Source organism: Aeromicrobium terrae (assembly GCF_008039565.1).
Classification (GTDB): domain Bacteria; phylum Actinomycetota; class Actinomycetes; order Propionibacteriales; family Nocardioidaceae; genus Aeromicrobium; species Aeromicrobium terrae.
In genome coordinates this window covers 479,134-503,124 of sequence record NZ_VDUX01000002.1, presented here as the reverse complement: position 1 = coordinate 503,124, position 23,991 = coordinate 479,134, and the positions used below count along the sequence as shown (strand labels likewise).

Sequence of the window (23,991 nt, the reverse complement as noted above, 5' to 3'; positions counted from 1 at the left end):
ATTGGACTCCTGGGACGTGTGTGGCGGACCGTAGGGTGGCCGCATGGACGTGTTGGTGGAGGTGGAGCGATCCGGGCTCGTGGAGAGCCGTCACCGAGGGGTCGCTGTGCGAGTCGACGCCGCCGGTGACGTCGTGTGGTCGATCGGGGAGCCCGGCACGGTCGTGTTCCCACGGTCGTCGAACAAGCCGTTCCAGGCGGTAGGCATGCTGCGCGCCGGGCTCCCGCTCGAGGGACCCGAGCTGGCCCTGGCCGCCTCCAGCCACTCGGCCGAGCCGTTCCACCTCGACGGAGTGCGGGCGATCCTCGCGCGGGCAGGGCTCGACGAGTCCGCCCTGCAGACGCCGCCGTCGTACCCGCTCGACCCGGCCGAGCACGCCGCCGTGATCCGCGCGGGGGAGGAGCGCCTGCCGATCCGGATGGACTGCTCGGGCAAGCACGCGGCGATGCTGCTCACCTGCGTCGTGAACGACTGGCCCACCGAGACCTACCTCGATCCGGCCCATCCGCTCCAGCAGGTCATCACGGGGGCGTTCACGGACCTGACCGACGGGCCGCCCGCGGTCGTCGGCGTGGACGGCTGCGGGGCGCCGCTGCTCGCCACGTCGCTGCTCCAGCTGGCGCGCGCCACCGCCCGGGTGCGCGGCGCGGCCGACGGCACACCCGAGCGTCGGCTCGTCGACGCCATGCTCGCCCACCCCGAGCAGGTCAGCGGCACGCGGCGCGACGACCTCCGCCTCGCCCAGGCGGTGCCCGGCCTGCTGGTGAAGTCCGGCGCCGAGAGCGTCCTGGTGATGGGCCTGGCCGACGGGTCCGCGGTGGCGCTCAAGATCGAGGACGGCGGGGAGCGGGCGCTCTTCGTCGCCGCGCACCGCGTGCTCGAGCTCGCCGGCGTCGAGGGGGACGTGCTCACCGAGCGGCCCGCCGTGCTGGGCGGCGGCAAGCAGGTCGGCGAGGTCCGACCCGCGTTCTGACCTGGAACGTCCGCACGTGTGACCCACCTCGCATGCTGCACTGCTTGCATTTGCTTGCTTTTGCAAGCAGGATGAAGACATGGCCAAGCTGCCCGGTGCGAAGACCGTCGAGACCCTCGGCGACTACTTGCGCGAGCAGCGACGCCAGGCGCAGATGTCGTTGCGACAGCTGGCTGAGCAGTCGGAGGTTTCCAATCCGTACCTCAGCCAGATCGAGCGGGGGCTGCGTCGTCCGTCGGCAGAGGTGCTGCAGCAGATCGCCAAGGCGCTGCGGATCTCCGCCGAGTCGCTGTACGTCAGGGCCGGGATCCTCGATCTCGACGAGAGTGGGGCTCGGATGGTGGAGGACGCCATCGCGCTCGACACTCGACTGACAGAGCGACAGAAGACGGCGCTGCTCGACATCTACCGCTCGTTCGTCGGCAGCGATGTCGCACAGGACGAAGAACTTGCCGAAGTGGTCACCGAAGCCAACCAGGAGAAGACATGACCATCACCGATCAGATCAACACGCAGCTCAACTCGCTGCGCGACGACCTCAAGAAGCTCACCGACACGCTCAAGAACCTCGACGTGGACTCGGCCCGCAAGAGCGCCGGCGATATCGCCGCGACCTCGCGCAGCCGCGCCACCGCCAGCTACGACGAGCTCGTCAAGAAGGCCGAGGAGCTCGTCGCGCAGGCTCGTGAGCTGAACCTCGAGAACGTCCAGAAGCGTGCCGAGAAGCTCGTCGAGAGCCTCCGCAAGGACGCCAAGAAGAACGTCAAGGACCTGCGCAAGCGCGCCGAGGACGCCCGTGGCGACGTGCAGAAGCGCGCCGAGGAGCTCCTCGACGAGGCCCGCGCCACCGTGTCCAAGGTGACGAAGCGTCCGGCCAAGAAGACGGCGAAGAAGACCCCGGCGAAGTCCACCGCCGCGAAGTCCACCTCGTCCTCGTCGACGGCCAAGAAGACGACCGCGAAGAAGGCTCCGGCCAAGAAGACCGCGGCCAAGAAGGCCCCGGCCAAGAAGACGACCGCCAAGAAGACGACCGCCAAGAAGGCCCCGGCCAAGAAGGCCTGACCTCCGGCACCGTCAGCACGGGCCCCTCACCGTCCTCCGGGACGGGGAGGGGCCCGTCGTCGCGTTGGTAGCCTGCTCGCGTGTTCGAGGTGCAGAGCTCCCTGGCGCTCGTGCTCACGATCGTCCTGTTCGTCGTGAAGCTCGTGGCGCTGGTCGACTGCGTGGCCCGCGGCGACGCGAAGTTCGTCGCCGTCGGCACGTGGCCGCGCACCACCTGGCTGGTGGTCCTCGGCCTCACCGTCGCGGTGCACGCCATCGACTGGAACCCCCTCGGCCTGCTGAACCTCGTCGGCACCGTCGCCGCGCTGGTCTACCTCGCGCAGCTGCGCGGGAGCAGCTAGGGCGTGCCTGGCAGACCCCCGCGCCGCCCGGACGCCCCCGCATCCCGGCTGACGTCGTTCTCGGCCCTCGCGAGACAACACCCGGTATGGCTTCGGACCTCGGCCTCGTCAGCCGGGCGCGGATGACGCCCGGATCGACTGCGCGGGTCTGCCAGGCACGCCCTAGTCCCGATCCAGCCGGCGTGGGTGCAGCCAGCGCGTCACGACGACCCGGAGCAGCGCCAGCTCGGTGTCGGAGTCGAGGTCCGGGTGCTCGGCCACGACGGCCGCGTGCGTCCGGGTGAGGGCGGCGATCCAGCGGCCGCACGCCTCGGGGTCGAGCTCGCGGTCGACCGATCCCTCGTCCATCCCCTGGCGGACCAGTCGTGCGATCTCCGCCGGGTCGACCGGCCGGTCGGGCGCCGCGACCGCGTGGTCCAGCGCGTCGAGCAGCTCGTCCCATGAGGTGGTGGCGTCAGCCACGTCGCTTCTCCCATCGCTCGATGAGCCGCGGCATCTCCTCGGTGAAGAACGCGAGGAAGTCGCGGGTCTCGGTCATCCGGTCGCGGGCGGCCGGGCTGAGGTCCAGCTCGTCGAGGCCGCGCTGGACGGTGTCGATCATCGGGCCGTACGCCTGCATCTCGGCCTCGATCGCCTGCTCCCAGAAGTTCTCGCCGATCGTGAAGCGGTCGGCACGCTCACCTGGGCGGCGGGTGCGGCGCACCATCCGGAACTGGGTCAGCAGCTTCATCGCACCGCTGATGGCGGCCGGGCTGGCACTGATCCGCTCGCCGAGCTCACGGGCCGTCAGGCCCTCCTCCGGCGCGGTCAGCAAGGCGGCGAACGCCTTGGCCCCCATGCGCGGGATGCCCATGTCGGCGAGCAGGATCCCGACGTCCTCGACCCACGCGGCGTGCCGCTCCGCCTTGGTCGTCATGGCCCCATCGTAGGGCACATGTCACAGAGTTCAGATATTTCACGAATCTGTGAAACAGGCGTACGGTCGGAGTCATGGATGTCATCGAGATCGAGGGGCTCCGCAAGACGTTCGGCTCCACCGTCGCCCTGGACGGGCTCGACCTGGCGGTCCGCACCGGCGAGGTGCACGGCTTCCTCGGGCCGAACGGGGCCGGCAAGTCCACCACCATCCGCGTGCTGCTCGGACTGCTGCGGGCGGACGCCGGGACGGTCCGTCTGTTCGGCGGCGACCCGTGGCGCGACGCCGCGGCCCTGCACCGTCGCCTGGCCTACGTGCCGGGTGACGTGAACCTGTGGCCCGGGCTCAGCGGCGGCGAGGTCATCGACCTGCTCGGCCGGCTCCGCGGCGGGCTCGACGAGAAGCGGCGCGCCCGCCTGATCGAGCGGTTCGAGCTGGACCCCACCAAGAAGGGCCGCACCTACTCCAAGGGCAACCGGCAGAAGGTCGCGCTCGTCGCGGCGCTCGCGTCCGACGTCGAGCTGCTCGTGCTGGACGAGCCGACCTCCGGGCTCGACCCGCTGATGGAGGCGGTGTTCACCGACTGCATCGACGAGTTCCGCGACGAGGGCCGCTCGGTGCTGCTGAGCAGCCACATCCTCGCCGAGGTGGAGCGCCTCTGCGACCGGGTCAGCATCATCCGCGCCGGCCGGACCGTGGAGTCGGGCTCGCTCGCCGAGCTGCGCCACCTGACCCGCACGTCGGTGGCCGCCGAGCTCGACGACGTCCCGTCGCTCGACGGTCTCAGCGGCGTGCACGACCTCGTCGTCGAGGGCAGCCGGGTCCGCTTCGAGGTCGACACCGATGAGCTCGGCCCGGCGATCGCGGCGCTCGGCCGCGGCGGGATCCGAACCCTCACCAGCCAGCCGCCGACGCTCGAGGAGCTGTTCCTGCGCCACTACGGCGACGACCTGCAGGACGCCTCGTGACCGGCGTCGGGCTCTTCGTCCGGACGTTCCTGCGGCGCGATCGCTGGATGCTGCTGTGGTGGGTGGCGGGCGGCGCTCTGCTCTACTACTCGCAGGCGCCGAGCGCCGACGGGCTCTACTCCACCCAGGCCGAGTTCGACAAGGCGGCCGCGAGCATGGCGGACAACGCGGCGTTCATCGCGATGGCCGGTCCCGCGCGTGCGCTCAACACGGTCGGCGGCCAGGTCGCCTGGCAGGCGATGGCGTTCGGGGCGATCGTGGCCGGGCTGATGAGCATGTTCGTCGTCGGCCGTCACACCCGTGCCGAGGAGGAGTCCGGCCGCGACGAGCTGGTGCGATCCGCGGCGGTCGGCCGGCACGCCCCGGTCGTCGCCGCCCTCGTGGTGGCCGCCACGGCGAACGTGGCCATGGGCGCGCTGACCACGATCAGCCTGCTGGCCTACGGACTCGACGCCGAGGGCTGCGTGTCGATCGGCGTCGCCCTGACGCTCACCGGCCTCGTCTTCACCGGCGCCGCCCTGGTCGCCGCGCAGCTCACCGACGGCACCCGGGCGATGTACGGCATCACCGGCGCCGTCATCGCCGTCGCGTACGTGCTGCGCGCCGTCGGCGACGTCACGGAGAACGGCCTGTCCTGGCTGTCGCCGATCGGCTGGGGACAGGCGATGCACCCGTTCTCCGGGGACCGGTGGTGGCCGGCGGTCATCCCGGTGCTCGCCTTCGCCGTCACCGTCGCGGCAGCCCTGCACCTGTTCGGCCGTCGTGACGTCGGCTCGGGGCTGTGGCCGTCGCGTCCCGGTCCGGCCCGGGCCGGGCGCGACCTGCACAGCGCGTTCGGGTTCGCCTGGCGACTGCAGCGCGGGTCGGTCGTCGGCTGGACCGCGGGCATCTTCCTGCTCGGCCTCAGCTACGGCTCGATCGGCCGCGACGTGAAGGACCTGCTCGGCGACTCCGAGTTCTCCCAGGACCTGCTCCAGGGCGGCACCGACGTCGTCGACGCCTTCTACGCGTTCACCATCGTCACCCTCGCGGTGATCGGGTCCGGCTTCACCATCTCCTCGGCGCTGCGCCCGCACGGCGAGGAGGACGGTGGACGGCTGGAGACGCTGCTCGCCACCGCGCTGCCGCGACGGACCTGGCTGCTCGGCCACGTCGCGGTGACGGTGCTCGGCACGGCGGCCGTGCTCATCGCCGGCGGCCTCGGCCTGGGCCTCGGGTTCGCGATGGTGACCGGCGACGCGGGCGCCATCGACGACTACCTCCTCGCGACGCTCCCGTACCTCGCGCCGACGCTGCTGCTCGGCGGTCTGGCCCGGGCCCTGCACGGGCTGCTGCCCGGCCGCACCTTCCTGGCCTGGATCGCCCTGGCGTTCTGCGCCGTCGTGATGTTCTTCGCCGAGATCCTGCGCTTCCCCGGCTGGCTGCGCGGGCTCTCCCCGTTCGACGAGCTCGCACTCACCCCGTCCGAGCCCCTGGCGTGGACGCCGGTGCTCGTCGTCGCCGCCGTCGCGCTGGCCCTGAGCGTGGCCGGGCAGCTGGGCTTCCGGCGGCGCGACGTGATCACGACCTAGAACATCCGTTCGAAAAGACCTAGGATCGGGTCATGTTCTTCCAGGGCTCGCTCCTCGACGGCGACACCGCGCCGTCGCTCGGTGCCCTGGGCGCCAGGGTCGAACGGCACGAGCTGTCGCGCGGCGCGTGGGTCGACGTCCGGCCAGGCTGGATGACCGGGGCGGACGAGCTATTCCTCCGGCTGCAGTCCGAGGTGCCGTGGCGGGCGGAGCGGCGCGAGATGTACGACAACGTCGTCGACGTGCCCCGCCTGCTGTGCTTCTACGACGAGCAGACCGAGCTGCCCGACCCGGTGCTCGTCGAGGCGCGCGAGGCGCTCTCGGCACACTACGGTCCCGAGCTCGGTGAGCCGTTCCGCACCGCCGGCCTCTGCTACTACCGCGACGGCCGCGACAGCGTCGCGTGGCACGGCGACCGCATCGGCCGGGGGCGGCTGGAGGACACCATGGTCGCGATCCTCTCGCTCGGCGAGCACCGCCGGCTGTCGCTCCGCCCCAGTGGAGGCGGTCCCCAGCGTGGTTTCACGTTGGGGCACGGCGACCTCGTCGTCATGGGCGGCTCCTGCCAGCGCACGTGGGAGCACGCGGTGCTGAAGACCGCCAAGCCGGTGGGCCCGCGCATCAGCGTGCAGTTCCGTCCCGCCGGCGTGCGCTGAGCCCTAGTCTCAGCGCATGACCACCCCCGAGGAGGCGCTGGAGAAGATCCACGCCCGCTTCGGTGCCCATGCCGGGCACCGTGTCCTCCACGCCAAGGGCGTGCACTGCACCGCGACGTTCACCGCGACCCCGGAAGCGGCGTCGATCTGCCGCGCCGCTCACCTCAGTGGCGAGACCGTCGAGGCCAAGGTGCGCTTCTCCAACGGCGGCGGCGACCCGACCGTGCCCGACTACGCGCCCGACGTCCGCGGCCTGGCCGTGAGCTGGGTCCTGCCGGACGGCTCGCGCACCGACCTGCTCGCCCAGACCCTGCCGTACTTCCCGTCGCGCGACGTCGACGGGTTCTTCGCCGCCCTCGCGATCTCCAAGCCCGGACTGGGCGCCGCCCTGCGCCTGCCCAGCTTCGTCGCGAAGTACCCGACGGCCGTCCGCCGCTTCCCCGAGACCAACAAGGCGCTGAACAGCCGGGTCGGGTTCGCGGCCCGCCGCTACTTCCCGTTCCACGCGTTCCGGTTCCTCGATGCCGACGGCGGGTCGCGCTTCGTCCGCTACGCCTGGCTCCCGCTCGTCGACGAGCCCGAGCCGTCGAAGGCCCACGTCAAGGCGCTCGGCCGCGACTACCTGTTCGACGACCTGCGCGACCGCCTCGAGCAGGGTCCGGTGCGGATGCTGCTGGCGGTCCAGCTCGCCGGAGAAGGCGACGACCCGGACGACCCGTCGGCGGCGTGGCCGCACGACCCCGAACGTCGCGTCGAGCTGGGCACCCTGGAGGTCACCGCGATCGACGACGACGCCGACGACGGCATCATCTTCGACCCGATGCGCCTCACCGACGGGATCGAGGCGACCGACGACCTCGTGCTGCGCTACCGCCCCGACGTGTACTCGTTGTCCTACGCCCGCCGGACGCAGGGCTGATCAGTCGTCGACCTCGACGCCCTTCGGACGGTCGGCGCCGATGACCGGGCCGTTCTCGACCTGGTCCGCCGGCACGCCGAACTCCCCGGTGGTCGCGTCGAAGTCGCGGTTGGTGTTGTCCACGATCGCGTTCGTGGGCCGGTTCTCCGGGTCGAGGCGCTCCTCGCGCTCCTTCCGGAGCTGCTCGGCCTCCTCCTCCGTGACGTCCATGTCGTCGGTGGAGAAGCCCTGGTCGACGCGGCTGTCGACGTCGACCTGGATCGGCTCGTGGTCTCGGTGGCTCATCCGAACTCCTCGGGTTGTGGGACACCTCCACCGAAACGCGGCCGGGGCGCCTCCGCAACCGCAACGGGCTGGACGACGTCACCGGTCGGTCACCGCCCGAGGTCTCCCCGAGCGATCCGGCGCGCCCTACCGTGAGCCTCATGACCGAGGCGTGGGACGTGCTGACGTCGGGGCCACCGGATGCGGACCGCACGGTCCTGCTCCTGCCGGGCGGCGCCAACGCCGCGCGGTCCTACGACCTGGTGATGGCCGACCCGGCGCTGGCCGGCGTCCGCCTCGTCGCCACGACGATGCCAGGCATGGCCGGAGCGCCGCTGGGTGACGACCCGTCGATCCAGGGCATGGCTCGCGGCGCGAGCGAGCTGGCGAAGGCGCACGGCTGCGACGTGGTCGTGGGCTTCTCCCACGGCGCGACGGTGGCGCTGGAGATGGCGCTGTCCGGTGCGTTCGACGGGCCGGTCGTGCTGCTGGGCATCAGCCTCACGACGGAGGACGAGGCGGCGTTCTTCCGGTACGTGGTCCGCGCCTCGCAGAAGGTCGGCCGCTGGCCGATGGCGGCGATGCTCGCGCTCCTCCCGCTCATGGCCAGGAGCGCGAAGACGGACCCGCAGCACAAGAAGGAGCTGACCGAGGACCTCAAGCGGAACCGGACCGCCGACACGGTGCGGGCGTGTGCCGCCTACCTCGACTACATCGCCGCGGACCGCGACTACGCCGCCGAGCTCGTCGCCGCCGGGAACCCGGCATGGGTGATGCACGCCGAGAAGGGTGACGGCGACCTGACCGACGCCGAGCGGGCCACGCTCGAGGCCGCGCCCCAGGTGACCGTCGTGACCGTCCCCGGCTCGGTCTTCCTGCTGCCCGACGAGGTCCCGCAGCAGGTCGCCGCGGTCGTCGCCGACGCCCTGGCGGCGGTGTCCTGAGCTACTTGCGCGCCCGGGCCACCTTCGCGCGGTCGGACGCGTTGAGCACGACCTTGCGGATGCGCGCGTTGGTGGGGGTGATCTCGACGCACTCGTCCTCGCGGCAGAACTCCAGGCACTGCTCGAGCGAGAGCTTCTTCGGCGGGATGACCTTCTCGAAGTTGTCGGAGGTGGCGGACCGGATGTTGGTCTGCTTCTTCTCCTTCGTGATGTTGACGTCCATGTCGTCGTCGCGGGAGTTCTCGCCGATGATCATGCCCTCGTAGACCTCGGTGCCGGGCTCGACGAACAGGATGCCGCGCTCCTGCAGGTTGGTCATCGCGTAGGACGTGACGGCGCCGGCGCGGTCGGCGACGAGCGAGCCGGACGGGCGCGTGGAGATCTCGCCGGCCCACGGCTCGTAGCCCTCGAACACGTGGTGCGCGATGCCGGTGCCACGGGTGTCGGTGAGGAACTCGGTGCGGAAGCCGATCAGGCCGCGCGCGGGCACCAGGAACTCCATGCGCACCCAGCCGGTGCCGTGGTTGACCATCTGCTCCATGCGGCCCTTCCGGACGGCCAGCAGCTGGGTGATGGTGCCGAGGTACTCCTCGGGGGCGTCGATCGTGAGGCGCTCGACCGGCTCGTGGAGCCTGCCGTCGATCTCGCGCGTGACGACCTGGGGCTTGCCGACGGTGAGCTCGTAGCCCTCGCGGCGCATCTGCTCGACGAGGATCGCCAGGGCCAGCTCGCCACGACCCTGGACCTCCCAGGCGTCCGGGCGGTCGGTGGGCAGCACGCGGATGGACACGTTGCCCACCAGCTCGGCGTCGAGGCGGTCCTTGACGAGGCGGGCGGTGACCTTCGTGCCCTTCTCGCGGCCGGCCAGCGGCGACGTGTTGATGCCGATGGTCATCGAGATGGCCGGCTCGTCGACGGTGATGAGCGGCAGCGGGTGCGGGTCCTCCGGGTCGGCCAGCGTCTCGCCGATGTTGATGTCCGGGATGCCGGCGATGGCGACGATGTCGCCCGGGCCGGCCTGCTCGCCGGGCTTGCGCTCCAGGGCCTCGGTGACGAGGAGCTCGGTGATCTTCACGCGCTCGATCGAGCCGTCGCGCTTGCACCACGCGACCTGCTGGCCCTTGCGCAGCTCGCCCTCCTTGACGCGCACCAGCGCGAGGCGGCCGAGGAACGGCGAGGAGTCGAGGTTGGTGACGTGCGCCTGCAGCGGGGCGTCCTCGGTGAACTCCGGGGCGGGAACCGTGTCGAGGATCGTGCGGAACAGCGGCACGAGGTCGCCGTTCTCCGGCAGCCCGCCGTCGGCCGGCTGCTCCAGCGACGCGCGGCCCGCCTTCGCCGACGCGTAGACCACCGGGAAGTCGAGGGCGTCCTCGCCGGCCGACTCGTCCAGCAGGTCGAGGAACAGCTCGTACGTCTCGTCGACGACCTCGCTGATGCGGGCGTCCGGCCGGTCGACCTTGTTGACCACCAGGATCACCGGCATGTGGGCGGCGAGCGCCTTGCGCAGCACGAACCGGGTCTGGGGGAGCGGGCCCTCGGACGCGTCGACGAGCAGGACCACGGCGTCGACCATCGACAGGCCGCGCTCGACCTCGCCGCCGAAGTCGGCGTGGCCGGGGGTGTCGATGATGTTGATGGTGACGCCGCCGTCGGGCGAGCCCGGGCCCTCGTACCGCACGGCCGTGTTCTTCGCCAGGATCGTGATGCCCTTCTCGCGCTCGAGGTCGCCGCTGTCCATCGCGCGCTCGGCCAGCTGGTGGTGCTCGTCGAAACGGCCCTGCTGCTGGAGCATCGCGTCGACGAGCGTGGTCTTGCCGTGGTCGACGTGGGCGACGATCGCGACGTTGCGCAGGTCGGAACGCGTGGAGGTGGGGCTGGGCATGCGAAAACTGTCCTAGGAAGAGGGAATGCTCCGAGACGTCGGAGCCTTGCCATTCTACGAGGGCGTCGTCCCGGGGACCCAATCCGGCGGCCGGGTGTGACTTCCGTCTCATTCTTGCATATGCACAACAACTGCGTTTGTGCGAAGGTTGCATTTGCGTTAGCATTTTCCGGTGACCACAGCAACCACCCCCCAGTCGCTCTACGCGGACCTCGAAGAGTTCATCCAACGGATCTTCGCGTTCTGCCAGACCGACGCCATGGACGCCTTGGTCGACCTCGACGTGTCGTTCTCGCAGGCCCGCACGCTGTTCGTGCTCTCGCACATGGGGCAGCCGATGCCCATCAACGAGATCGCGTCCCGCCTGGGCCTGTCGGTCGCGGCCGCCGGCCGCAACGTCGATCAGCTCGTGCGGCTCGGCGTGGTCGAGCGCACCGAGAGCGCCGACGACCGTCGGGTCAAGCTCGTCGCCCTGAGCAAGCGGGGCTTCGAGATCGTCGACCAGCAGTTCGAGCAGAAGCGCAAGGCGTTACGCGTCTTCGCCGACCGGCTCAGCCCCGAAGAAGCGGAGAACCTCACCAAGGCGCTCCGCCCGATCCTCGCAGGCGAATCCCTGCGAACGAGCACGAAGGCACCACATGACCACAGTTGACACCACCCCCGACGACGACCGCATCACACCGGAGATCCTCAAGGTCGCCGGCGTCGTCGTCCTGGGTGCCATCATGTCGATCCTCGACGTCACGGTCGTCAACGTCGCTCTGCCGACGTTCCAGACCGAGCTGTCCAGCAACGGCGAGCCGATCGCGTACTCCACCGTGGCCTGGACGGCCACGGCCTACATGCTGGCGCTCGCCGCCGTCATCCCGTTGACGGGATGGGCGGCCGACCGCTTCGGCACCAAGCGCCTGTACATGATCGCGGTGGCGCTGTTCACCGCCGGATCCGTGCTGTGCGCCACGGCCTGGAACATCGAGGCCCTGATCGGCTTCCGCGTCCTGCAGGGACTCGGCGGCGGCATGCTGATGCCGCTGGGCATGACGATCATGACCCGTGCCGCCGGCCCGCACCGCATGGGCCGCCTCATGGCGATCCTCGGCATCCCGATGCTGCTCGGCCCGATCATGGGCCCGATCCTCGGTGGTGTCCTGATCGACGCCGCGTCGTGGCACTGGGTGTTCCTGATCAACCTGCCGATCGGCATCTTCGCGTTCGTCTACGCGCTGCGCGTGCTGCCCTCGGACTCACCGGAGCCGAGCGAGCGTCTCGACGTCCGCGGCATGCTCCTCATGTCGCCCGGCCTGGCGCTGCTGCTCTACGGCATCTCGTCCATCCCGGGTGAGGGCACGGTCACGGCCGCCAAGGTCCTGATCCCGGCCGCCATCGGCGTCCTGCTCATCGCGAGCTTCGTGTTCCACTCGTTCCGGCCCCAGCACCCGCTGCTCGACCTGCGGCTGCTGACCAACCGGAACCTGGCGGTGTCGATCGTCGTGATGTTCCTGTTCGCCGGTGCGTTCTTCGGCGCGCTGCTGCTGGTGCCCACGTACTTCCAGCAGGTGCGCGGCGAGTCGGTGAAGATGGCCGGCCTGCTGGTGGCCCCGCAGGGCATCGGCGCGATGCTGACGATGCCGATCGCCGGCACGCTCGTCGACCGGATGCCGGTCGGACGGATCGTCCCGTTCGGCTTCCTCGGCATCCTGATCGGCATGGGCGGACTCGTCATGAGCACCGACCCGAGCACGCCATACTGGCACATCATGGGCTGGCTGTTCGTCATGGGGCTCGGCATGGGCGCCACGATGATGCCGACCTTCACGTCAGCGCTGAAGACGCTGAAGGAGGCCGACGTCGCCCGCGGGTCCACGTTGCTCAACGTGTTCCAGCAGGTGGCCAGCGCCACGGGCATCGCGGTCATCTCCGTCGTCCTGACGAACCACATCAAGGACGGCGCGATCGTGCCCGGCTCGGACAAGGTGCCGGGTCTCGACGGCGGCGTCACGGCCGCACAGCTGGCCTCCAGCTCGCACAGCGGGCAGGGCGCCGAGCTGGTCGAGAAGCTCAAGGTCCCGGCGAGCCTGCTCAACGAGGGCTTCGACAACCTGGCGAACGCCTTCCAGGCGTCCTACTGGGTCGCCATCGCCGTGCTCGTCGTGACGCTGATCCCGGTCGCGATGATGCCGCGCAAGCAGGAGGCTGCTCACCTGCTCGACGACGAGGACGTTCCTCCGGTCGTCGTGCACTGACTCACCCGCTGAGAGTGACGTTTTCGCCCAGTTTTCACAAAATTCCGGGCGAAAATGTCACTCTCAGCGCGTTCGGTGGACTTTGTGGTTCGCGGCCTGGGCGATCGGTCGGACGATCATCTGGTCGATGTTGACGTGGGCCGGGCGGGTGACGACCCAGAGGACGGCGTCGGCGATGTCGTCGGCCACGAGCGGTTGGTCGACGCCGGCGTAGACGGCGTCCGCCTTCTCCTGGTCGCCGCCGAACCGGTTGAGCGAGAACTCCTCGGTGTGCACCATGCCCGGTGAGATCTCCGAGACTCGGACGGGCAGGCCGTTGAGCTCGAGGCGGAGCGTCTGGGTGACGGCGACCACCGCGTGCTTCGCCGCCACGTACCCGCCGCCGCCCTCGTACGCCGCGTGGCCCGCCGTGGACGCGATGTTCACCAGGGTGCCGCCGCCGCTCGCGACGAGCGCCGGGGTGAGGGCCTTCGTGACGAGGAGCGTGCCGATGACGTTCACCTCGTACATCGAGCGCCAGACGTCGGCGTCGGCCTCGGTGACCTTCTCCATCCCGTACGCGCCGCCTGCGTTGTTCACGAGCACGTCGAGCCGGTCGCCGACGGTCTCGGCGAGGGCGTCCACCTGGGCCTCGTCGGTGACGTCACACGGGACGGCGGTGCCGTTGATCTCCTCGGCGAGCGCTGCGATCCGGTCCGTGCGCCGGGCCGCGCAGAACACGTGGAACCCGGCGCCGGCGAGGGCTCGGGCGGTGGCGGCCCCGATGCCACTGCTGGCTCCGGTCACGACGGCCGTGCGTGACTGCGTCACTTCTTCCTCCTTCGGCGGATGGCGTACCCGATGCCGGCTGCGGCGATGCCGGCGGCGATGAGGCCCGGCCGGGCGTGCAGGCGCTGGTACTCCTGGTCGATCGCCGGCCACACCTGCTCGTTGATGACGCGCGAGGCGTCCTCCGGCGTCGCCGTGAGCTCGTCGACCGGCACGGGCTCGCCGAACGCGACCTGCACGCGACGCGGCAGCGGGAGGCGGCGCTTCTCGGTGCCGGTGATGACGGTCGGGATGAGTGGGGCGCCGGTCTCGATGGCCAAGCGGGCCGCACCGCGCCGAGGCGTGCCGAGCGCGTTCGGGTCGGGAACCCGCGTGCCCTCCGGGAACAGGGCGAGGATGTCGCCGCGCCGCAGGACGGCCCGGGCGGTCTCGATGGCCTCGGCGTCGGACTCGCCGCGCTTGACCGGGAACCCGCCGAGCGCGAGCAGCAGGCGGCCCTTGCGGCCCTGGAAGAGCTCGGCCTTCCCCATGAAGTGCACGCGGCGGCGCAGGCACACGGCGACGAAGAACGCGTCCCAGAAGCTCTTGTGGTTGGGCACGATCACCGCCGCGCCCTTGCGCGGGACGTTCTCGGTGCCGCTGACCCGCATCGCGAACACCAGCCGGAAGATCGGGACCAGCAGGAACATCGTCAGGTAGTACAGCGGCTTGCTGGCGCCACGCCGGGCGATCTCGTGCGACTCCTCGTGGCTGCGGGCCATGCCGCTGACCCTACCCATGCGGTCTTGTCGAAGGCTGGGACCATGGAGGCGTGAGGCCTCTCAACCGCGTCGCCATGCTGTCGGCGCACACGTCGCCGCTGGAGCAGCCCGGCACCGGCGACGCGGGAGGCATGAACGTCTACGTCCTGGAGCTGTCCCGGCAGCTCGCCGCCCGCGGCATCGAGGTCGAGATCTTCACCCGCGCGACGTCGCGGCACCAGCCGCCCCAGCACGAGGTCGAGCCCGGCATCGTCGTGCACCACGTCGCCGCCGGCCCGTTCGAGGGACTGCAGAAGAACGACCTGCCGTCGCAGCTGTGCGGCTTCGTGCGCGACGTGCTCCGCGTCGAGGTGGAGAGCGCGCCCGGCCACTTCGACCTGGTGCACAGCCACTACTGGTTGTCCGGCCAGATCGGCACCGTCACCCGCGAGCGCTGGAACGTCCCGCTGGTGCACACCATGCACACGATGGCCAAGGTGAAGAACGCCCTGCTGGCCGAGGGCGACGTGGCCGAGCCCGTCGGCCGGATCGCCGGCGAGGAGGAGATCGTGCGTCTCGCCGACCGCCTCATCGCCAACACCGACGAGGAACGGCGCGAGCTGGTCGAGCTGTACGGCGCCGACCCGTCGCGCGTCGCGGTCGTCCATCCCGGCGTCGACCAGACCGTCTTCCGCAGCGGCCGTCAGGCCGAGGCCCGCGCCAGCCTCGGCGTGCCCGACGACGCGGCGCTCGTGCTGTTCGCGGGTCGCATCCAGCCGCTCAAGGCCCCGGACGTCGTGCTGCGCGCGGCCGCCCACCTGCTGCACACCGACCCGGACCTGCGCGGCCGGCTCCGTGTGGGCATCGTCGGCGGCGCGTCCGGCACCGGCCTGGAGCACCCCACGGCCCTCAGCGACCTCAGCTCCGAGCTCGGGCTCGACGACGTCGTCACGTTCGTCCCCACCGTCACCCAGTCGCAGCTGTCCGACTGGTACGCCGCGGCGTCCGCCGTGTGCGTGCCCTCGTACAACGAGTCCTTCGGCCTGGTCGCCATCGAGGCGCAGGCCTGCGGCACCCCGGTCGTCGCCGCGCGCGTCGGCGGGCTGGCCACCGCGGTGTCCGACGGCGTCAGCGGCGTGCTCGTCGACGGCCACGACCCGGCCGACTACGCCCATGCGCTGCGCCCGCTGCTCGTCGACCCTGAGCTGCGCGAGGCGATGAGCGTCAAGGCCGTCAAGCACGCGGAGCTGTTCAGCTGGGACGTCACCGCCGACCGGACGATCGCCGTCTACGAGCAGGCCTTCCGATCGTTCGAGGCGCATCAGTGAGCGACGCCCGCGACACCATCCTGGCGGTCCTGGAGGACTCCGAGCTGGAGTACGTCGAGCACCGCCCGGGTGTCTTCGAGATCGAGCTGCCGGGGGAGCGCAAGCTCAAGACCACCTGCCGGCTCGAGGTCGGCCAGCACGCCCTGGGCGTGCACGCGTTCGTCGCTCGCCGGCCCGACGAGAACCACGAGGCCGTCTACCGCTGGATGCTGGAGCGGAACCTCAAGATGTTCGGCGTCGCCTTCGCCGTCGACGCGGTCGGCGACATCTACCTCGACGGCCGGCTGCCGCTGCACGCGGTCACCCCGGAGGAGGTCGACCGCCTCCTCGGTGCGGTGCTCAGCTACGCCGACGACTCCTTCAACTCGATCCTCGAGCTGGGCTTCGCGACGTCCATCCGCAAGGAGTGGGCGTGGCGGGAGTCGCGTGGTGAGTCCACGCGCAACCTCGAGGCGTTCAAGCACCTGAAGCCGTGAGAGCGCAGGTCTTCGCCGACGTCACGGATCCGTGGGCGTACATCGGCGTCACCCGGTTCGAGCGCGCTGCGGCGACGTTCACGATCGTCACGGGCGAGCCGGTCGAGATGGTGCTGCGGGCCCGGCTCGCGTCCGCTGAGCTGACCGAGGGCGAGCAGGACCTCGCGTCCGCCGCCGCGCGCATCACCGGCATCGACCTCAACTTCGCCGAGCGGGTGCCGGCCGACTCGTTCGACGCCTGGCGCGTGCTCACCTGGGCCGACGAGGCCGGGCCTGGCGTGCAGCGCGACCTCGCGCACCAGCTGTGGCGGGCGCACTTCCTGGAGGGGGCCGACGTCGCCGACCCGCTGGTGCTGTCCTCGCGCGCCGCGCTCGTCGGGCTCGACCTGGAGACCGCCGACGCCCTGCTGGCCAGCGACGAGTACGCCGACGCCGTGCGTCAGCAGGACGAGACCGCGGCGTCGCTCGGCGTGACGCTGCTGCCCTACGTCGTGATCGACACGCAGTGGACGCTCGCCGGCGTCCAGTCGCAGAACGACTACGTCCAGGCCCTCCAGCAGATCCGCACCGAGCAGGCTGGCTAGGCTCCTGCGCATGACCAGCACCCTCGTCCTGCTGCGCCACGGGCACAGCGAGTGGAACGCCAAGAACCTGTTCACCGGCTGGGTCGACGTCGACCTGAACGAGCAGGGCGTCACCGAGGCCGAGCGCGGCGCCGACCTGCTGCGCGACGCCGGGATAGCGCCGGACGTGCTGCACACGTCGCTGCTGCGCCGCGCCATCCGCACCGCGCAGATCGTGCTCGACGGCATCGACCGGCACTGGATCCCGGTGCAGCGGTCGTGGCGCCTCAACGAGCGCCACTACGGCGCGCTCCAGGGCAAGGACAAGAAGGCCACGCTGGAGGAGTTCGGCGAGGAGCAGTTCATGGAGTGGCGTCGGTCGTACAGCGTCCCGCCGCCGCCGCTGCCGGACGACAGCGAGTTCAGCCAGGCCGGCGACCCGCGCTACGCCGGGCTGCCCGACGAGCTGATGCCGCGCACCGAGTGCCTCGCCGACGTCCTCGACCGGATGTTGCCGTACTGGTACGACGCGATCGTCCCGGACCTGCTGTCCGGCAGGACGGTGCTCGTCACGGCCCACGGCAACTCGCTGCGCGCCCTGGTCAAGCACCTCGACGGCATCGGCGAGGAGGAGATCGTCGGCCTGAACATCCCGACCGGCATCCCGCTGGTCTACGAGCTCGACGACGACCTCCGTCCCGTCGAGAAGGGCGGCCGCTACCTCGATCCCGAGGCGGCCGCGGACGCGATCGCCGCGGTGGCGAACCAGGGGCGTTGACGTGGCGCCCGGTGTGCTGCTGGTGCACGGGGCCTGGCACGGCGCGTGGTGCTGGAACGACGGGTTCGCCCAGCGCCTCGAGGACCGCGGCATCCCCGCGAAGGCCATCGACCTGCGCGGGCACGGTGAGCAGAACGACGGCCGCCGGCTGAACCGCCACCGGATGCGCCACTACGCCGACGACGTCGTGACCGCGCTGCGTGAGACGGACGGGCCGACCGTCCTCGTCGGCCACTCGATGGGCGGCGGTGTCGTGCAGCAGGTCCTGGCGCGTCGGGACCGTCCGGCCCTGGGCGGCGCGGCGCTCCTCGCGTCGATGCCTCCGGCCGGTGTCTGGCGGATCACGCTGAAGATCGCCCGGCAGCACCCGCTGCGCTTCCTCGCGGCCAACGCCACGCTGGACCTCGGCCGCCTCGCCACGACGCCGGACCGGGCTCGCGAGCTGTTCCTGTCCGCTGACGCCCCCGACGCCCTCGCCGAGTCCACCGCAAGCCGCGTGCACTCGGAGTCGTACCTCGCGTTCCTCGACATGCTGCTGCTCGACCGTCCGCGTCCTCGTCCCATCGACGAGCCCGTGCTCATCGTGGGCGCCGAGCGCGACGAGATCTTCACGCCGAAGGAGGTCGCCGCCACCGCCCGCGCCTGGGGCACTGAGCCGGTCATGGTCGACACCGCCCACGACGTCATGCTCGACGCCGGCTGGGAGCGCGTCGCCGACCTCCTCGCCGACTGGGTCCTCGCCCTCGCGTCCGTCGACCGCGAAATGTGACGCCCAAGGCGTCATACGACCCGGATGACGCCCTGGGCGTCACAAACCGCGAAGACCCGGGTCACGCGTCAAGCTTGTAGCCGAGGCCGCGGACGGTGGTGAGGACCACCGGGTTCGCGGGGTCGGGCTCGATCTTGGCGCGCAGGCGCTTGACGTGGACGTCGAGCGTCTTGGTGTCCCCGACGTAGTCGGCACCCCACACCCGGTCGATGAGCTGGCCGCGGGTGAGCACGCGGCCGGGGTTGCGGAGGAAGAGCTCGAGCAGCTCGAACTCCTTCAGCGGCAGGCGGACGGTCTCGCCGTCGACGCTGACCAGGTGGCGGTCGACGTCCATGCGGATGCGGCCCGCCTCGAGCGCCGCGTCGTCGTCGGCGTCGACCGGGACGCCGCGCCGGAGCACGGCTCGGATGCGGGCCACGAGCTCGCGCGGCGAGTACGGCTTGGTGACGTAGTCGTCGGCGCCGAGCTCCAGCCCGACCACCTTGTCGACCTCGGAGTCCTTCGCGCTGACCATGATGATCGGGACCGACGACGTCTGCCGAATCTGCCGGCAGACCTCCGTGCCGGGCAGCCCGGGCAGCATCAGGTCGAGCAGCACGATGTCGGCGCCGCCCCGCTCGAACTCGGTGAGCGCGTCGGGGCCGGTCTCGGCGATCGCGACGTCGAAGCCCTCCTTGCGCAGCACGTACGACAGCGCCTCGCTGTAGCTCGTCTCGTCCTCGACGACCAGCACCTTCGTCACGACGTCTCCTCGTCCAGGTCATGGGTCCACGACGGCAGCACCAGCGTGAACGTCGAGCCCTCGCCGGGCTCGCTCCACACCTCGACGCTGCCGCCGCTGCTCGCGGCCACGTGCTTCACGATCGAGAGCCCGAGCCCGGTGCCGCCGGTGCTCCGGGCCCGTGCCGGGTCCACGCGGTAGAAGCGCTCGAAGATCCGGTCGAGGTCCTCGCCCGGGATGCCGATGCCGTGGTCGGCCACGGTGATGTGCACGTCGTCGCCCTCGAGCGACGCGGTCACCGCGACCCGCGACGACTCCGGGCTGTACGTCACCGCGTTCTCGACCAGGTTGCTCACCGCCGCGTGCAGCTGGGCGCGGTCGCCGTGCACGAGCAGCTCCGGCTGCACCGACGTCGCCACCTCGATGTGCTTGCGCTCCGCCTCGGTGGCCGAGTGCTCGCACGCCTCGGCGACGAGCTCGTCGACCTTCACCACGCCGGCCTCCTCGCTGGCGGTGTCGTTCTGCAGGCGCGAGAGGTCGATGATCTGCTGCACGAGCCGGGTCAGCCGCTCGCTCTCGGTCTGCATCCGCCCGGAGAACCGCACGACGGCCTCCGGGTCGTCCTTGGCCTCGGCCACCGCCTCGGCGAGCAGGTTGAGCGCGCCGATCGGGGTCTTCAGCTCGTGGCTCACGTTCGCGACGAAGTCGCGCCGGATCGCCTCGACGCGGTGTGCCTGCGTGCGGTCCTCGGCGAGCACCACCACGAGCCGCGACGTCAGCGGTGCGACCCGCGCGTGCACGTGGGCGACGCTGCCGCGCCGCGGCTGCAGGCTCACCTCCGCCTCGCGGACCTGGCCGTCGCGGCGCACCTGGCGCACGAGGTCCATCAGCTCGTCGGGCACCAGCCGGTCGTCCCTCACGATGCCCATCGCCACGGCCGGGGCGGACGCCTGCAGCACGGTGTCGGACGGGTCGACGATCACGGCCGACGACGACAGCACGGAGAGCACGGCCTCGGCGCCGGCCGGGACAGCCGGCGCGGGCTCGACGGTGGCACCCTGGCGCGTCTCGCTGAAGCGCCACAGGAACGTGACCAGCGCGCCGACGGCGGCGCCGATCACGCCCGCGATCAGGAGCCCCGCGCTGGTGTCCACAGCATCGATCGTAGGGCGCGGAACCCGCCGACCACGCATCCCAGGAGCGGTTGACGTGCGCCTTTCCGCCACCGTTCACGCGGCGTTCACCGGAGGTCGTCGTGCGTTCACCGGGCGTCCCTACGGTCGGTCCCATGCGTGACTCGTACTACGACCAGCTCGACACGATCGTCGACGACCTCGTCGCCCTCGCCGGCACCGTGCGCGGGGCGGTCGCGGAGTCGACCACCGCCCTCCTCGACGCCGACGCCCGGCTGGCCGAGGCGGTCATCGCCGGCGACGCCGCGATCGACGAGGTCACCGACGGCATCGAGGAGCGGGCCCTCCTGCTCCTCGCCACCCAGCAGCCGGTGGCCGGCGACCTGCGCCAGCTCGTGGCCACGCTGCGCATGGTCGGCGACCTGGAGCGCATGGGCGACCTCTCGGCGCACGTGGCGAAGATCGCGCGCATGCGCGTGCCCGACCCCGCCGTCCCGTCGCCGCTGCACCCGACGATCCGCTCGATGGCCATGGTCGCCGACTCGATGATCGACGCGGCCGCCCGCATCGTCGCGAACCGCGACGTCGTGGCGGCGGCCCGCCTGGAGGACGAGGACGACGAGATGGACCGGCTCCGCAAGGACCTGTTCCGCACGATCCTCAGCGACCGCTGGGAGCACGGCGTCGAGCCGGCGATCGACCTGGCCCTGCTCGGGCGCTACTACGAGCGCATCGGCGACCACGCCGTGTCGATGGCCCGCCGCGTCGTCTACCTGGTGACCGGCGAGCTCGCCTGACTCAGGAGTCGGCGTCCTCGGAGTCTTCCGAGTCCTCGGTGGCCGGCGGCTTCTGGGCGACGTTCGCGTACATGTCGGTGCGGGCCACGACCGGAGCCTCGATCCGGACGTCGCCGGCGCCGTCGAAGGACAGGGTCAGCTCGACGTAGCCGCCGGCCTTCACGTCCTTGCTCCGCAGCACGACGGTGGCCTCGGTGCCGGTGTTGAAGGTGCCGTTCGCCGGGACGGTGGCGGTCGCCGACTCCACCGGGACGGTGGTGCCCTTCAGCGTGGTGGCCTTGGCCGATCCGAGCTTCTGGTCCTGGTCGGTCTTGTTGACGATGACCGTCGAGACCGTGGCCGTGCCGTCGCCGTTGTCGACCGCCAGGGCGTTGAACAGCTGCACCTGACCGGTGCGCAGATTGGCCCCGACGGCGGCCTGGTACTGCTGGTTGGTCTGCACCTCGTTACCGGCGCCGCAGCCCGACAGGGCGACGGTCGCGACGACGAGGACGGCGGGGGCTGCGAGGCGGCGAGCAAGGCGAGAAGTCACGGCCGCGATGTTATCGGAGCCCTCTCGTGACAGGCCCCGGAGACCCGCTCCTACACCATCGGTGCGGCCGATCTGCCGAAATCCGAGTCGGCGACGCGTGTTATCCTGGTCACCTAGGAAAGGTGCTCACCACATGACTTTTACGGTCGGCGAAACCGTTGTCTACCCCAATCACGGCGCAGCAGTCATCGAGGACATCGAGACCAGGCAGATCAAAGGTGAGGACCGCGACTACCTCGTCCTGCGCATCATCGCCCAGAACGATCTGGTCGTCCGTGTGCCTGCGTGCAACGTCGATCTCGTAGGGGTTCGTGACGTCGTCGACGAAGAGGGTCTGGAGCGGGTGTTCACCGTCCTGCGGGCCGAGCACGTCGAGGAGCCGACCAACTGGTCGCGCCGCTACAAGGCCAACCTCGAGAAGCTGCACTCCGGCGACGTCCTGAAGGTCGCCGAGGTCGTGCGCGACCTGTGGCGTCGCGATCACGAGCGTGGTCTGTCCGCCGGTGAGAAGCGCATGCTCGCCAAGGCTCGCCAGATCCTCGTCTCCGAGCTCGCGCTCGCCGAGAAGACCAACGAGGACAAGGCCGAGATCCGCCTCGACGAGGTCCTCGCCTCCTGATCAGCTCGCGCTGATCGACGCCGTCGCGATGGCGGCGATCCCCTCGCCGCGCCCGGTGAGGCCCAGGCCGTCCGTCGTGGTGGCCGAGACGCTGACGGGCGCCCCGACGGCGTCGCTCAGCACCTGCTGGGCCTCGTCGCGCCGGGACGATAGGCGCGGGCGGTTGCCGATCGCCTGCACGGCGACGTTGCCGATCTCGTAGCCGGCCTCGCGGACGAGCCGGGCGGTCTCGGTCAGGAACGCGACGCCGGACGCCGACGCCCACGCGGGGTCGGCGGTGCCGAAGCGTGAGCCGATGTCGCCGAGGCCGGCGGCGCTCAGCAGCGCGTCGACCATCGCGTGCGCGACGCAGTCGCCGTCGGAGTGACCGGCCAGACCGACGTCCTCGTCGGGCCACTCGAGACCGGCGAGCCAGAGGGTCCGGCCAGGTTCGAGCCGATGCACGTCCGTGCCGATGCCCACGCGAGATGTCACAGGTTCATCATGCCGCACTGCTCGGTGGACTCAGGGTGCGGAGACCAGAATGGAGCGGTGAGGACACGCGCCCTGTTCGGGGCCCTGGCTGCCGCGGCGGCGATCGCCGCGAGCCAGCTCGCGGCCGCGCTGCTGAACCTGCGGGAGAGCCCGGTGCTCGCCCTGGCGCAGACGGTCATCAAGCTGACGCCGGGCTCGACGGCGGAGTCCGTCATCTCGGTCGTGGGCAAGAACGACAAGCCGCTGGCCGTGATCTCGGTGCTCGCCGGCATGGTGCTGCTCGGGGCAGTGCTCGGGCGCTGGTGGCTCCAGCGACGCCCGCTCGCGCTCGCGGGAGCGGTGGTCGCGACCGGGCTCGTGGTCGCGGCGGTCCTGTCGCGGCCGTACGGCTCCACCGGCGGCGTCGTGGCGTCGCTCCTCGGCGGCGCGACGCTGGTCGCCGTGCTCCACCTGCTGGTCCGCGAGGAGCCGGAGGCCGAGGCCTCGGCAGGGGTCTCGCGTCGCACGGTGCTGCGGATGGCGGGTGCCGTCGCGGTCGGCACCGCCCTGGCCGGCACCGGCGGGGAGGTCCTTGCCGCACGGCACCGCCGGCGTCGCGCGCTGGAGAAGGTGCGGGCGGCGCTCAAGCTGCCGACGCGACGTGTCGCCGCACCGGCCGGCACCGACCTCCGCCTCCAAGGTCAGCCGCCGTGGCTGACGCCGAATCGCGACTTCTACCGCATCGACACCGCCCTCACGCCGCCGCTGATCGAGCCGGAGGACTGGTCGCTGCGCATCCACGGCATGGTCGAGCGCGAGCTGACCATCACCTACCAGGACCTGCTCGACCGCGGCCTGAAGGACGCCTGGATCACGCTGTGCTGCGTCTCCAACCAGGTGGGCGGAGACCTGATCTCGACGACGCTGTTCAGCGGCGTCCCGATGAAGACGCTCCTCGACGAGGTGGGCGTGAAGCCCGGCGCTGACGCCCTGCTGTCGACGTCGGACGACGGCTGGACCTGCGGCACCCCGCTCTCGGCGCTCACCGACGGCCGGGACGCTCTGCTCGCCGTCGCGATGAACGGCGAGGCGCTGCCGGTCGAGCACGGCTTCCCGGTGCGCCAGGTCGTGCCGGGCCTGTACGGCTACGTCTCGGCCACCAAGTGGGTCCGCGAGTGGGAGGTCACCCGGTTCGCCGACTTCGAGGCGTACTGGACCCAGCGCGGCTGGGGCGCGAAGGGGCCGGTCAAGACGCAGTCGCGCATCGACCTGCCGCTGCGCGACGTCGCCGCCGGCACCGTCCCGATCGCGGGCGTGGCCTGGGCGCAGCACACCGGCATCGCGAAGGTCGAGGTCCGCGTCGACGACGGGGAGTGGGAGCAGGCCGACCTGGCGGCCGTGCCGAACGACGACACCTGGGTGCAGTGGAAGCTCGAGTGGGACGCCCTGCCCGGCGACCACGTCATCGAGGTGCGGGCCACGGACAAGTCCGGCTACACCCAGACCGCCGAGCGCTCAGACGTGCTGCCGGACGGCGCCACCGGCCACGACCGCGTCGCGGTCTCCGTCAGCTGA

At 71.1% G+C, this 23,991-nt stretch carries 29 protein-coding genes; 19 read left to right on the top strand and 10 right to left on the bottom strand.

What is annotated here, in order from left to right:
• The first annotated feature begins 43 nt into the window (after positions 1-43).
• The 4 genes from FHP06_RS06115 (at position 44) to FHP06_RS06100 (ending at position 2,376) form a co-directional block, all read left to right on the top strand.
• Positions 44-973 carry an asparaginase gene (locus FHP06_RS06115; protein WP_147684782.1) on the top strand — a complete coding sequence of 310 codons (930 nt, stop codon included), beginning with the start codon at positions 44-46 and terminating at the stop codon, positions 971-973.
• 79 nt (positions 974-1,052) lie between these two features.
• On the top strand, positions 1,053-1,463 hold the full coding sequence (locus tag FHP06_RS06110; RefSeq protein ID WP_147684780.1) for a helix-turn-helix domain-containing protein: 411 nt from the start codon (positions 1,053-1,055) through the stop codon (positions 1,461-1,463).
• A complete protein-coding gene (locus tag FHP06_RS15925; RefSeq protein ID WP_187271806.1) occupies positions 1,460-2,035 on the top strand; it encodes a hypothetical protein in 576 nt (191 codons plus the stop codon). The genes FHP06_RS06110 and FHP06_RS15925 overlap by 4 nt, the downstream gene beginning before the upstream one ends.
• 80 nt (positions 2,036-2,115) lie before the next feature.
• Entirely contained in the window at positions 2,116-2,376 is a 261-nt protein-coding gene (locus tag FHP06_RS06100) for a DUF2516 family protein (protein WP_147684778.1), read from the top strand.
• A gap of 162 nt (positions 2,377-2,538) precedes the next feature.
• Here FHP06_RS06100 and FHP06_RS06095 read toward each other — a convergent pair whose 3' ends face one another.
• A complete protein-coding gene (locus tag FHP06_RS06095) occupies positions 2,539-2,838 on the bottom strand; it encodes a hypothetical protein (RefSeq protein WP_147684776.1) in 300 nt (99 codons plus the stop codon).
• Entirely contained in the window at positions 2,831-3,292 is a 462-nt protein-coding gene (locus FHP06_RS06090; RefSeq protein ID WP_147684774.1) for a GbsR/MarR family transcriptional regulator, read from the bottom strand. The genes FHP06_RS06095 and FHP06_RS06090 overlap by 8 nt, the downstream gene beginning before the upstream one ends.
• Before the next feature lie 74 nt (positions 3,293-3,366).
• On the opposite strand from FHP06_RS06090, the gene FHP06_RS06085 reads away from it, so the two are divergent.
• The 4 genes from FHP06_RS06085 to FHP06_RS06070 are packed head-to-tail and all read left to right on the top strand — an operon-like array spanning position 3,367 to position 7,406.
• Positions 3,367-4,260 (top strand): ABC transporter ATP-binding protein, encoded by an 894-nt coding sequence (locus tag FHP06_RS06085; RefSeq protein WP_147684772.1) that lies wholly within the window; start codon positions 3,367-3,369, stop codon positions 4,258-4,260.
• Entirely contained in the window at positions 4,257-5,831 is a 1,575-nt protein-coding gene (locus tag FHP06_RS06080; RefSeq protein ID WP_147684770.1) for an ABC transporter permease, read from the top strand. Before FHP06_RS06085 ends, FHP06_RS06080 begins: the two co-directional genes overlap by 4 nt.
• 32 nt (positions 5,832-5,863) lie before the next feature.
• Positions 5,864-6,487 carry an alpha-ketoglutarate-dependent dioxygenase AlkB gene (locus tag FHP06_RS06075; RefSeq protein WP_147684768.1) on the top strand — a complete coding sequence of 208 codons (624 nt, stop codon included), beginning with the start codon at positions 5,864-5,866 and terminating at the stop codon, positions 6,485-6,487.
• Positions 6,488-6,503: 16 nt separating this feature from the next.
• Positions 6,504-7,406: a catalase gene (locus FHP06_RS06070; protein ID WP_147684766.1), complete on the top strand. Its 903-nt coding sequence runs from the start codon at positions 6,504-6,506 to the stop codon at positions 7,404-7,406.
• Here the strand turns inward: FHP06_RS06070 and FHP06_RS06065 are convergent, their stop codons facing one another.
• Positions 7,407-7,691 (bottom strand): hypothetical protein, encoded by a 285-nt coding sequence (locus tag FHP06_RS06065; RefSeq protein WP_147684764.1) that lies wholly within the window; start codon positions 7,689-7,691, stop codon positions 7,407-7,409.
• A gap of 140 nt (positions 7,692-7,831) precedes the next feature.
• Here FHP06_RS06065 and FHP06_RS06060 point away from each other — a divergent pair, with 140 nt between their 5' ends.
• Positions 7,832-8,614 carry an alpha/beta fold hydrolase gene (locus FHP06_RS06060; RefSeq protein WP_147684762.1) on the top strand — a complete coding sequence of 261 codons (783 nt, stop codon included), beginning with the start codon at positions 7,832-7,834 and terminating at the stop codon, positions 8,612-8,614.
• A gap of 1 nt (position 8,615) precedes the next feature.
• Here the strand turns inward: FHP06_RS06060 and typA are convergent, their stop codons facing one another.
• On the bottom strand, positions 8,616-10,496 hold the full coding sequence (gene typA / locus FHP06_RS06055) for a translational GTPase TypA (protein ID WP_147684760.1): 1,881 nt from the start codon (positions 10,494-10,496) through the stop codon (positions 8,616-8,618).
• Between the two features lie 172 nt (positions 10,497-10,668).
• On the opposite strand from typA, the gene FHP06_RS06050 reads away from it, so the two are divergent.
• On the top strand, positions 10,669-11,148 hold the full coding sequence (locus tag FHP06_RS06050) for a MarR family winged helix-turn-helix transcriptional regulator (protein ID WP_222706379.1): 480 nt from the start codon (positions 10,669-10,671) through the stop codon (positions 11,146-11,148).
• Entirely contained in the window at positions 11,135-12,739 is a 1,605-nt protein-coding gene (locus FHP06_RS06045; protein ID WP_147684758.1) for a DHA2 family efflux MFS transporter permease subunit, read from the top strand. The genes FHP06_RS06050 and FHP06_RS06045 overlap by 14 nt, the downstream gene beginning before the upstream one ends.
• Before the next feature lie 63 nt (positions 12,740-12,802).
• Here the strand turns inward: FHP06_RS06045 and FHP06_RS06040 are convergent, their stop codons facing one another.
• Both FHP06_RS06040 and FHP06_RS06035 read right to left on the bottom strand, forming a co-directional pair.
• Positions 12,803-13,549 (bottom strand): SDR family NAD(P)-dependent oxidoreductase, encoded by a 747-nt coding sequence (locus tag FHP06_RS06040; protein ID WP_147684756.1) that lies wholly within the window; start codon positions 13,547-13,549, stop codon positions 12,803-12,805.
• Positions 13,546-14,268, bottom strand: coding sequence for a lysophospholipid acyltransferase family protein (locus tag FHP06_RS06035; protein ID WP_187271805.1), 723 nt, complete (start codon positions 14,266-14,268; stop codon positions 13,546-13,548). Before FHP06_RS06035 ends, FHP06_RS06040 begins: the two co-directional genes overlap by 4 nt.
• 50 nt (positions 14,269-14,318) lie before the next feature.
• Here FHP06_RS06035 and mshA point away from each other — a divergent pair, with 50 nt between their 5' ends.
• The 5 genes from mshA to FHP06_RS06010 are packed head-to-tail and all read left to right on the top strand — an operon-like array spanning position 14,319 to position 18,161.
• On the top strand, positions 14,319-15,575 hold the full coding sequence (gene mshA / locus FHP06_RS06030; protein ID WP_330999607.1) for a D-inositol-3-phosphate glycosyltransferase: 1,257 nt from the start codon (positions 14,319-14,321) through the stop codon (positions 15,573-15,575).
• Positions 15,572-16,051: a type III secretion system chaperone family protein gene (locus tag FHP06_RS06025; protein WP_147684751.1), complete on the top strand. Its 480-nt coding sequence runs from the start codon at positions 15,572-15,574 to the stop codon at positions 16,049-16,051. Before mshA ends, FHP06_RS06025 begins: the two co-directional genes overlap by 4 nt.
• On the top strand, positions 16,048-16,635 hold the full coding sequence (locus FHP06_RS06020) for a DsbA family oxidoreductase (RefSeq protein ID WP_147684749.1): 588 nt from the start codon (positions 16,048-16,050) through the stop codon (positions 16,633-16,635). Before FHP06_RS06025 ends, FHP06_RS06020 begins: the two co-directional genes overlap by 4 nt.
• Before the next feature lie 10 nt (positions 16,636-16,645).
• On the top strand, positions 16,646-17,392 hold the full coding sequence (locus tag FHP06_RS06015; RefSeq protein ID WP_147684747.1) for a phosphoglyceromutase: 747 nt from the start codon (positions 16,646-16,648) through the stop codon (positions 17,390-17,392).
• A gap of 1 nt (position 17,393) precedes the next feature.
• Entirely contained in the window at positions 17,394-18,161 is a 768-nt protein-coding gene (locus FHP06_RS06010) for an alpha/beta hydrolase (protein ID WP_187271804.1), read from the top strand.
• 61 nt (positions 18,162-18,222) lie between these two features.
• On the opposite strand, the gene FHP06_RS06005 is transcribed toward FHP06_RS06010, so the two are convergent.
• Entirely contained in the window at positions 18,223-18,903 is a 681-nt protein-coding gene (locus FHP06_RS06005) for a response regulator transcription factor (RefSeq protein WP_147684743.1), read from the bottom strand.
• Positions 18,900-20,036, bottom strand: coding sequence for a sensor histidine kinase (locus tag FHP06_RS06000; protein ID WP_222706378.1), 1,137 nt, complete (start codon positions 20,034-20,036; stop codon positions 18,900-18,902). Before FHP06_RS06000 ends, FHP06_RS06005 begins: the two co-directional genes overlap by 4 nt.
• Before the next feature lie 134 nt (positions 20,037-20,170).
• Here FHP06_RS06000 and phoU point away from each other — a divergent pair, with 134 nt between their 5' ends.
• On the top strand, positions 20,171-20,812 hold the full coding sequence (gene phoU, locus FHP06_RS05995; RefSeq protein WP_147684740.1) for a phosphate signaling complex protein PhoU: 642 nt from the start codon (positions 20,171-20,173) through the stop codon (positions 20,810-20,812).
• Between the two features lies 1 nt (position 20,813).
• Here the strand turns inward: phoU and FHP06_RS05990 are convergent, their stop codons facing one another.
• Positions 20,814-21,344, bottom strand: a complete 531-nt coding sequence (locus tag FHP06_RS05990) for a hypothetical protein (RefSeq protein ID WP_147684738.1) — start codon at positions 21,342-21,344, stop codon at positions 20,814-20,816.
• Positions 21,345-21,477: 133 nt separating this feature from the next.
• On the opposite strand from FHP06_RS05990, the gene FHP06_RS05985 reads away from it, so the two are divergent.
• Positions 21,478-21,963: a CarD family transcriptional regulator gene (locus FHP06_RS05985; RefSeq protein ID WP_147684736.1), complete on the top strand. Its 486-nt coding sequence runs from the start codon at positions 21,478-21,480 to the stop codon at positions 21,961-21,963.
• On the opposite strand, the gene ispF is transcribed toward FHP06_RS05985, so the two are convergent.
• Positions 21,964-22,437, bottom strand: a complete 474-nt coding sequence (ispF, locus tag FHP06_RS05980; RefSeq protein WP_222706377.1) for a 2-C-methyl-D-erythritol 2,4-cyclodiphosphate synthase — start codon at positions 22,435-22,437, stop codon at positions 21,964-21,966.
• A 57-nt stretch (positions 22,438-22,494) separates the two neighbouring features.
• Between ispF and FHP06_RS05975 the strand changes: the two genes are divergently transcribed.
• A complete protein-coding gene (locus FHP06_RS05975; protein ID WP_230973420.1) occupies positions 22,495-23,991 on the top strand; it encodes a molybdopterin-dependent oxidoreductase in 1,497 nt (498 codons plus the stop codon).